This is a genomic window from Bacillus proteolyticus (assembly GCF_001884065.1).
Classification (GTDB): Bacteria; Bacillota; Bacilli; order Bacillales; family Bacillaceae_G; genus Bacillus_A; species Bacillus_A proteolyticus.
The window spans coordinates 1-10,093 of record NZ_MACH01000069.1 but is presented as its reverse complement, the minus strand read 5'-3'; the positions used below and the strand labels follow the sequence as shown (position 1 = coordinate 10,093).

Here is a 10,093-nt window from a genome sequence, read left to right as displayed (position 1 = left end):
GTTCTCTTTTAATATTTTTACATTCATCAATTTCAAAAAATGACTTCCACGTTTTAAACAAAATTTCAATCTTCTATTCTTATTTTTCTACTTTGCTTATGTAATGGTTTAGACTAATAAATAGTTTTTATTTAGAAAAAGCAAATGTACCTGCTGTTAAAATAAAGAGGAGAAAACTTAATAAACCGTAGCGTTCATGTAATCTCTAGGAGTGTAAACCATGAAGTTTTTTAAAAAAACAATCAATTTTCTTAATAAACTAAAGAACAAATGGAAAGAAGATAATTATGAAGGCATATCTGATTATGAGAGGGAACTTATAGAAAAAATTCCAACCCAAAATCCATATGGACTAATAGGGATGGTTATGGGTGGAGTTTCATTTATATTCGGTTACGCATTTGTAATCATCCCCATATTCACAATTATTTTTTGTATAGTAACTTTCTTTACTTTTGACAAGGAAAAAGAAGATAATCCTATGACTATCATTGTGGGTATTATGTTGTCACTGTTGAGTATATGTATGTATATTCAGGGAGACTCTCACCAAATAGAACTATAAATAGCTGATAACAATGAATATATTAATGTGCCCCTTCAGAAGTACCGAAGGGGCTTTTCAGTTTATATGTGCCAATCTATTGAAAATGTTATCAAAAATGTAAGCGAAAAGTTATAAAATCCGACTAATGGCTATTCCTAAAATAAGAAACCACTTATACAATTTAAATCCCTTTTACTTTACGTAAAATTCGCTCAACTACTCGGGATATACCAAATGAATTTTGTAAATAATAAGATTGTTAAACAAGAAATTGAGGAGGACTTGTATGCTAAATCATAACAAAGCCAAAGAAAATTCGAGTTCTATTTTGAAACCTGATTTTGTTGGAACTGATGCAAACAAAGTAAAACAAGAAATTCAAAAAGATGTAAGTGAAGGACAAGGGGCAATGACTTCCCGAGAGGCAGGGGCAATGCGAGATTAAGAAAACACCTTGAGTGGTTCAGACTCAATTCTTTTAGTGAAGCCTTTTGTAAACGAATACATTTGTAAGAGAATCCGGCTTTACGTAGGGGTCTTTTACAGAATTTACGATACGGGAAAGCCCACACAGGACTTTAGTCCGTCTTTAGACGTGGGATGAAAGCATCGTTTTTGCATAGTAAAACATGGTATACTTTATTCATAGTCATGCAAAAGACTCTAAAACGACTCTTCTCTGAAAACAGAATACATATGAGGTTGGGGTAGCAAATTCTTCTACTCCGTAAAATGTATTAAGTCGTCATGCAAAAGACGTAAAAACATTTGAGAACCAACAATCTGTACGGTATGGTCACAGTACCGTAGCCCACGAACCTATATGATCTGTTGTGGGAGTGGTGATGGCACACCGCAATCTTGCACGTCAGCGATACCAGAAATGGACTTCGCCTTTGGTAGCAAGAATCCCACTGACGTTAGTCAGCTGGCCCCTTTAGGGGTGGCAGTGTCAATTTGCTTGCAACATGAAATATAGAACCTTATATGCCATTTTTCTTATTTTGGGGGTATTTGCCTTTATTAGCTTGATGACGATGGAGGTACTGCCCGCAAAAAGAGAGAGAAAATAATCTTGTATTAAGATTTACATGTATATTTATTCATTTTTATAATAAATTTTATAAGGGAATAATTAAGAAGCCAAATGAAAGTTTCAATATAAAAACGTTATACACAAGATAATCTGTTTTTTATCGATGTTCCGCCCATCTATTATAAACAGAAGAACGTATATTTTTCACATAGTTCAGAAAATCTTGTGATAGTCCCAATTTCTTAAACCCTTCTAACAACTTCGTAGGAACCTCACTATTTGAAGTAAAAGCTCTTTTATGGTCAATGACTTTTAACTGACCTTCTTCATTTATTAACACATGTCTTACTTCCGTGTCCCACCTAGTAAATCCAATCTTTTTTAATTCATCCAACATTATTAATATCCTTTCAGTTAGTTCTTCTGTAATTTGTTTTTCTTTTTTCAAGTGACGTGCAAGTGAAATTCCTTGTATATACTCCATGATAATATAATTTTCTCCATATCCATAAAGTCTTGGAATAATAGGTGATGATTGCCCAATTACTAGAGCTCTCAACTCTTTTTTTTGAGTTTCTTCCAGGAAAAATATTTTTACGCATTTATCATGGCTTAATTGGTATACTTCTCCATCTTTTCCGTCTCCAATGAGCTTATATTCCACTAAATCTCTTTTACTTATTTTTCTTTTATTAAAGTATTTGTTCATTTTATATCTCCTTAATAAGTATTTCTTGATTTTGCAGTAGTCTCATCTCACATTCTATGATTCATCACTTACATATGTAACCTAGACCAGTATGTATTTTTATTTGAATAACTATTTTTGTAATGTTTTTTGTATCAAGATTTTTAAAAACAATTTTATATCAAGATGTTACTTTCTCTTTAAAGATAATATTTTGCTTTTGATTTCAGACCACTAGGATCTCTTTTATATTTTTTAAATTTTATCTGAACCCATTCGCTAATCTCATGTTTCGAAAAACTATAATTATTACCTTTCTGTATAATGTAAACTCGTCACTTTCACTATGATTAGGTATAAGGTGTGATCTCAACCGATATTTATTTGTGTATTTTAATATAATGAATTAAAGGTTTTTAATAAAATGCTCATTCATTGGAAACGTACATATAATAATCATAGTCACCTCAGTATTAGTTGTTGAGTACCTTTTAAAGTACTCTTTATTTTTCAAAGGTACTCAACATTTTCATAAAGTTAGGGCGTATGATATTTGCTTCATAATTTTTTTCTTCTTACCCTTCATATGAAAGTACATATTTTAACATGAGCTGAATACATGTGTTCTTTCTATTTATTACTAAATAACAATTTTATTGATTTCCTTGAACTTTTAAACGCGACAAACATATAATATTCTATCACGTTTATAGACTTCCTTTTTCAAGAGTACATATTAAATATGTACTCTTTTTCATTTGTTATTGGGACAAAACTATTCCATTGCATTTATTAGCTAAAAAATCCTTCTTTGAATGATTAACTGTAAAATTTCCCATTCGCATAACCCTAAAATTTGAAATCGTACTATGATAACAAAAGAGGCATTCTATGTTTTGAAGTACATTTACAAGGAGGAATATTACATGACAGTAATCACTAAACTTAAACAAACTATTGCTGGATTAAAGAGTGCTCAAGTGCCAAATAAAGTTGGTATGGGCTATTTGCACCTTAATGAATAGCTCACATATATTATCATGAGTGCTACACCTCTCTCTCAGGGACCAACTTACTAAGAGCACTAATTAAAAGTGCTCTTAGTCGTTTTTTTGAATAAATCCCCGAATACTGTTCATACTTTGAATACGCCAATCTGTAACAATTGATTTCTCCTTTAAAACGGAGCAGTTAGCTTTTGCTAGCTGTTCTTTTATTGCTTGTCCACTTCAACCCATTCACCATCGTATATCACCCAACCATCATGATCGTACAATTCTTCTTGCATTTTCCTTTTACTTCACTTCTCGCTTTCGATACGTTCTTTTATTTTTCTTAATGATCCCTGTGCTTTTATATAATCGCTTTCCAGCTTCACGATTTGTTTTTCACTAAATTCACCTTCTATGACGAGCAATCATAGGAGGTGAATTTATGGATGAAGAAAATATTGTTTTACGTGGAGCTGCTGTTAAATCAAGTTTAATTGATTCAACACTCCCACCTATTTTTCGTCATTCACTTTACTAACAGAGCCAACAGGTTCAACAGTATTGACTAAAGAAGCGGACCCCTAATATATATATTGAAAGCTGCTTGGAGTGAGCCCATATCCCTTATATTCTATGGAATGGGTTTATATTTGTGACATAAGGGATTTTTCTTTATACTTATGTGTTAGCTAATTAATAAGTTGTAGATTGTGTAAGTTGGTAAATGATAAGGAAGGTGTAAAAATGAGTGAATTTAATAAGAAATTTCATATTCCATGTGAATGTTTCTTCCCCCCTGTACCTCCACCTCAAATTGGACCAACTGGATCGACTGGAACACTTTCAGTAGCTTATGGACATTTTTGGAAAACGGACTTCATTACAGTTTCTTTCGAAGATCCTTTTTCTTTCAATCAGGCCGGACCTACGGTAGGGGGAATTTCTCTGTTAAATCCTACCACGATTAATATTACACAAGCTGGTGATTATCGGTTTTCTTTCATTTCCTCAATTAATGCGTTGGCAGCCTCTTTACTTCCTTATGGGCCTATCATTTCTATACTATTAAATAACAATCCTATTCCAAACGCCAAAGCTACTTTTGGTCTATTTATAAGTGATTCGGAGGACTTAGATTGCTCTCAACTCGCTGGAGAAACTATTTTATCAATTCCAGCTAATTCAACACTTCAACTTATAAAATGAAGTTTTTATTTAGTTTTCTTTCCTGCATAATATTTTGATATCCGCTTATAATATATTTGTATCCTATGCTACTTCTAAAAGCGTACAATAGAGCAGTTAGCTACTTCAGCTATCTGTTTTATTGTGTTTTTATTTAGCTTTCTTGCATAACATTTTTGATTCTGCTCATACTATAGTTGTAACCTTAAGTTACACTGTATTGTGGGTATCGTTATTGTTGGACAATAACGCAGTTAGTTCATTGGGCTAGCTACTTTATTATTTAAATAAACATCACCAATTAATAAGTACAAAATAGCGTTTTTATTAAAAACTGTTCACCTTTAAACTGGACAAGTATATGTTATTATATGGAAACCCTCCACTCATAGATATTTACCTTTTGTTGCAATTTCTGAATATCCAGATAAGTATTTTGTGTAAAACTGCACATATATTAGAAACATACATACAGTAATCATGATCAACTCAGAATTAGTCATTGAGCACCTTACGATTGCAGGTGCTCAAATATATGAAGTGGGATTATCCTTTACTCCAATATATGCTTGTCCTTATTAAAAGGTGCAATATAAAAAGAGTACCTGTCATTAGGTACCCTTCAACAAATAAGTATGGCGCTCCAAGTCTCACCTCATATGATAACTCGTCCCACGAATTTATCATATGCTTGTCTTCTTAGAATGTTCACTGGTTTAATGTGTAATTTCTATACATAAGATTGAATGACTGATAGTGGTACTGCGAATACTGACTTATCCTTGCTAAACTCAATAAAGAAGAAACAAATTGCTCCCATCTTCTCTGCTTTCTCCAGGTAATCCAGCTGATGCTGTGCAATGTTCTTTAAATCAAATCGTGTAGCATTCTCTGTAGACTTTGCTTCAAATGCAATAGCTCGTCCCTTATATACACCGTCATAGTCCACTGTACTTTTAGCTTCATAAAATCCATTTAGTACACGACCATCTTTACTCTTTAACACCTTTACAGGAGTCGGACGCTTGTTTATAAGCACCACTCCCCCTCTTTGATACATTTCATTCGCTAGATTGATAAGCATTTCAAATGCTATTCCACGGTTTCCTAGTCCCATTATTATTCCTCGCTTCCTACTTGTAAATTTCTATTTTAATTGAATATGCAATATTTCATATTTTGTTATTGTAATATTTCTTTATTAACTATCATTTTCTAGTGCATCATTAATATCCATTGATAAATCAACATTTGTAATTTAATTCCTTATATTAAACCCTGAAGAAATAATTTCAACAAAATATTCAAATAATTATATTGGAATTTATTGTTCTACACATCTATATGTGATTTATGTATTATATTGTGGAAGAGTAAGGTAAGAGTTACTCTTTGCCATTTTAGGAAAGGTTCTGTTGGAGACAACAGGACCTTTTTTTTCGTAAATGGATTATTTTATAAAAATATTAACTAGCAAAATAATTAATATTACTATTCTATTACCCCAATCGTTCTATTTAATTTATACATATATTAATAGCAAACCGAGAAAAGGAGGTTTTTATATGACTGAGCATACAAAATGTGTTTGTGAACAATTAGAAAGATTACAGTTAGGTACAGAAGTAGATGTTTTCCTCACAGGAACAACACTTGAGGATCTTATTTTTACTAACTTTAATCCAGATAATTTTTGTGTAACATTTGTGGATAACACAACAGAACCTGGCTCTGTAATTGTTTTGGACTGTCGTGATATTCAAGCGCTTAGAATTGAAGCTGATTAGAGTAAACATAGGGCTTTGAAAAAAGCCCTATTTCATAATTCCATAAGTATATTTCAATATAAATTATAAAATAGAGGAGCCGGAAAAATGTCAGTTTTTATAAACTATGCTATTACTCCCAAAGTATTTAATCCTAACCTAACATCTCTTCCAAATAACCAATCTTCTTTTATCCCACCCCCAAAAGAGAGTTCCAAAGATATTTGCTACCTTTTAGAAACATTTTACTTAGGCAAGAAAATAAAACAACTTTTAGTTAACGGCACAATATTAACAGCTTCTATATTTGTAGGTTTCCATAATAAATCATCCCTTGCTACATTTATAGATGAAAACGGAGATATCACTATAGTTAACTGTGAGCGTATTGATGCGATTTTGCTCTAATTGTGAATTTACATGTGAATAAATAATCAGTATTTTCAGGGCACACGTTAGTTCTTACACATAATACCAATAACTGTTACCATAAAAAACTTGGTCCGAAGTGTACTTATATACAGTCCCTTTTTTGTCCGACTGAATAAAACTCAATATTCCGTCAATAATGTATATGACATTAGATTTTCTCCTTGTTCCCCCTTGGAGATGAGCAGTTAGCTAATTGAGCTAGCTGCTTTGTTTTTTAACCATTTTTGTAGGAATATAATTTATATGCATAATTTCTGAAGTGAGATCTATACTATATTCAGGTCTTTGGTCTTAACATCTAAAACCCTTATTTCAGCCTTAGACCTAATAAAGCGCTCCTCTCTCTTACTTGGGGCTAAGCAGTTAGCTTTTGCTAGCTGCTTTTTTAAGTGGTTCGAAATCCCTAAAGAAAATATCCTCTGACACTAGCTTGATATCACCATCAGGATATTTAGCCCAGCAATACCAATCATTCGGGTTAACCTCCACTACATGTACAATCGTTCCATCTTTGTGTCTGTATGGCTCTGAGGGATTTATAACCATATCCAATTCCCCTTTTCTACAAAATGAAATTTCTATTAAGTTCACTTCCGTATAACTTTTCCAATCTTGTTTACACTATAACTGTAACTTAAAGTTACATATCATTACTTGTAGGGCCTAATTTCTTTTGTACAACAAGTAGTTAGTTAATTGAACTAGCTGCTTTGTTGTGCCAAATGTAGTTTTTAATAGGTATTTGCACCTCAATGAATAACTCACATATTTTATCATGTGTTCCACACTACGCTCTGAGGGCCCAACTTACTGAGAGCACTACTTGAAGGTGCTCTTTTTAGTTTTGTCTGAATAAATCCCCAATTTCTGTCCATACTTTGAATACGCCAATCTGTAACAATTGATTTTCCTCCAAAATGGGGCAGTTAGCTTTTGCTGACTGTTCTTTTGTTTGAAATTAAAATAGCGTTTTTGTTCCAAATGATGCCCTCATTCATTTGGACACATTTACCAGTATTTTTACCAAAAAATTCATGATATCGTTAATTAGTCGAGTACGTCATTACTTGACGATTACCCTTAGGAGCCCCGCAGACAATCGGGGTTTCTTTTATTTAAATAATGATTTTATTAAGTTTTCTTTTTTACACCAATAGTACATCCTTTAGTAACCTATTATTTTCATATTCCATAGAAAAAATAATAAAGTTTGCTTATGATTTTTTATTACTACCCATTTCCTCTTATTCTACATTCCTATAAATAGACAACAGCATAGGATAAAAGGTAAATGATAAAATCATGAGAGGAGCTTGGATATGCAACATAATCCACATTTTTACTATCAATGTCAAAGCTCAATGGATAGCATCTGGAATAACAATAGTTGGATTTATGATTGGAATCCTTATTATTACAGTAACAACAATCACGCCTGGAATCACAACCGGAATCCTTATTGTGAAAACATTAGATTAACAGATTATGGAGCTAGACCATTTGTATTGAATATTAACCAGGCCACTAAACAAAACCATACTTATCGCACCGCTTTATGGACAGGAAAAAACTTACAAGTAACTTTAATGAGTATTAATGTTGGAGATGACATAGGTTTAGAAGTACACCCTACAACTGATCAATTCATACGTATTGAAGAAGGACAGGGACTTGTTCAAATGGGTGATAACAAAGATAAATTATATTTTCAAGAAATGGCCTATGATGACTATGCAATTATGATACCTGCTGGAAAATGGCATAATGTAATCAATGTGGGGAATAAACCACTTAAAATTTACTCTATATATGCACCCCCAGAGCATCCATATGGTACAGTTCATGAAACAAAAGCAATTGCCATGTCTACTAAAGCAAGTCGGTATTACTAATAAGAAATTATCTTTGTCTTAAACTAAATTATTGTTCAAATACTCCACAAACCTAAAAAGATCACAATAAACCTTGGTCATAGAGCGCCTTGAAAAGCGCTCTTTAATTTTCAAATAACTATTTTGTTCAAATTTTAGATAGATGTTAATATTCTTACTAAAAGAGGTTTACTGATGAAAAATTCATGGATAAAGATTTCTTTAATCATTTTCATAGCAATTGTCCTTTTAATAATTTTATATTTTGTTGGTACGGCCCTTTTTTGGAACGAGCCATAAGTGAATGATTATTTAATAAACAGCCTGTCAATACTGTATATGACATTAGATTTTCTCCTTGTTCCCCCTTGGAGAGCCGAGCAGTTAGCTTTTGCTAGCTGCTATTTTTACAAATACTAATTAATTAACACAAGCACCTTTCAGAAAAGCTTCGTATGATAGGGTGTACTCCTTTCTTTGAGGAAACGAAACTCGTCACAAGGGCACTTTTATGAAGTGCTCTTTTTATGTTTCAAATACATACAAAATGAAATTTTTATTACAAATATCATTATTAAATAAAAATCGCATATATTATTATAGGTATTGTTGTAAGCGATATTGAGTGCCCTAATCAGGCACTCTTATTTTTCCACTTACAAAATATCGTTTTTGTTCGAAATGATGCCCCATTCATTTGGACACATTTATCAGTATTATTCTCAAAAAACTCATGTTACGGTTAATTAGTCGAGTACTTCATTGCTTGACGATTCCCCTTAGAAACCCCGCAGACAATCTGGGTTTCTTTTATTTAAATAAAAATTTTATTGTACAACTACACATGCCTAAATAGCATGCATACAATATCATGTGCATTCTTTTTCAGTATAAATTTTGGTCAGAGAGCGCCTTGGAAAGCGCTCTTTATATTTGTTAATAAATAACCATTTTTCTCAAACATGCTCACTGTTTGTATAAAACAAGCATATATTTACATAGACAAGACATAGATTATTATTATTATTATGCATGCGCAATTTTTGTGCATGTTTTTTTCTTCAATACAATAACTATTTTGTTCACATTGTTTCGAGAAATGTATATACTGTGGTATACGATATGCGATAGCCTTTACACGACCCTCTTAAAGGGCTTTTTTTATTTCTTAAAGGACCTGCTCATTCATCATTAAAAAACATAAGGTTATGTAAACTTTATTTTTATTTTTAAAACAAATTGGTTAATTGACTTAGATCATTTTAATAAAGTATTGAATACTATGAAACTGTAATCTGCAAATTGTTAATATTTCGATTTATTAGGAGGTGAATTTAAAATGCCTTTCTCTACTGGTCCAATTGAAAACGTAGGAAATCAACCTACTAATGCAAATAGAGCTAGGGTTAAAATTCTCAATCGTACTGCAGGTCCACTTACTGGGGTAGTTAGATCTTTTAGACTTGACGGTACAAGAACATTAATCGAACAGATAAACTTCAATGTGGCTGCTAATGCTTCTGAATTTATAAATCTAAGTTTAGTTCACTCTACTTTGGGACAAGCTCTTCAATAC

The 10,093-nt window shown here is 32.2% G+C and carries 8 protein-coding genes and 2 pseudogenes; 7 read left to right on the top strand and 3 right to left on the bottom strand.

The features are described 5' to 3' along the window. Positions 1–220: 220 nt before the first annotated feature. Both BAQ49_RS10610 and BAQ49_RS32870 read left to right on the top strand, forming a co-directional pair. Positions 221–565, top strand: coding sequence for a DNA translocase FtsK 4TM domain-containing protein (locus tag BAQ49_RS10610; RefSeq protein WP_071745290.1), 345 nt, complete (start codon positions 221–223; stop codon positions 563–565). A 268-nt stretch (positions 566–833) separates the two neighbouring features. Further along, positions 834–992, top strand: a complete 159-nt coding sequence (locus BAQ49_RS32870) for a hypothetical protein (RefSeq protein ID WP_165616036.1) — start codon at positions 834–836, stop codon at positions 990–992. A 748-nt stretch (positions 993–1,740) separates the two neighbouring features. On the opposite strand, the gene BAQ49_RS10605 is transcribed toward BAQ49_RS32870, so the two are convergent. Further along, the gene (locus tag BAQ49_RS10605; RefSeq protein WP_071745289.1) at positions 1,741–2,292 is read right to left on the bottom strand and encodes a serine/threonine-protein kinase; all 552 of its coding nucleotides are present in this window, start codon (positions 2,290–2,292) and stop codon (positions 1,741–1,743) included. Between the two features lie 1,715 nt (positions 2,293–4,007). Here BAQ49_RS10605 and BAQ49_RS10600 point away from each other — a divergent pair. Then, a pseudogene (locus tag BAQ49_RS10600) lies at positions 4,008–4,463 on the top strand (exosporium leader peptide-containing protein); the annotation flags it as partial. Between the two features lie 718 nt (positions 4,464–5,181). Here BAQ49_RS10600 and BAQ49_RS10595 read toward each other — a convergent pair. Next, a pseudogene (locus tag BAQ49_RS10595) lies at positions 5,182–5,565 on the bottom strand (Holliday junction resolvase RecU); the annotation flags it as partial. A gap of 448 nt (positions 5,566–6,013) precedes the next feature. Here BAQ49_RS10595 and BAQ49_RS10590 point away from each other — a divergent pair. Together BAQ49_RS10590 and BAQ49_RS10585 are read left to right on the top strand one after the other, a co-directional pair. Beyond that, positions 6,014–6,235, top strand: coding sequence for a penicillin-binding protein (locus tag BAQ49_RS10590; RefSeq protein ID WP_071745288.1), 222 nt, complete (start codon positions 6,014–6,016; stop codon positions 6,233–6,235). An 87-nt stretch (positions 6,236–6,322) separates the two neighbouring features. Next, complete coding sequence (locus BAQ49_RS10585; protein WP_071745287.1) at positions 6,323–6,622, top strand: hypothetical protein; 300 nt, start codon at positions 6,323–6,325, stop codon at positions 6,620–6,622. Positions 6,623–7,009: 387 nt separating this feature from the next. On the opposite strand, the gene BAQ49_RS10580 is transcribed toward BAQ49_RS10585, so the two are convergent. Beyond that, complete coding sequence (locus tag BAQ49_RS10580; RefSeq protein ID WP_070139516.1) at positions 7,010–7,192, bottom strand: hypothetical protein; 183 nt, start codon at positions 7,190–7,192, stop codon at positions 7,010–7,012. Positions 7,193–7,965: 773 nt separating this feature from the next. Between BAQ49_RS10580 and BAQ49_RS10575 the strand changes: the two genes are divergently transcribed. Together BAQ49_RS10575 and BAQ49_RS10570 are read left to right on the top strand one after the other, a co-directional pair. Beyond that, on the top strand, positions 7,966–8,538 hold the full coding sequence (locus tag BAQ49_RS10575; protein ID WP_071745286.1) for a cupin domain-containing protein: 573 nt from the start codon (positions 7,966–7,968) through the stop codon (positions 8,536–8,538). 1,318 nt (positions 8,539–9,856) lie between these two features. Further along, positions 9,857–10,093, top strand: a 237-nt coding sequence (locus BAQ49_RS10570; protein WP_071745285.1) for an ATPase, incomplete at its 3' end; no start/stop codon positions are given.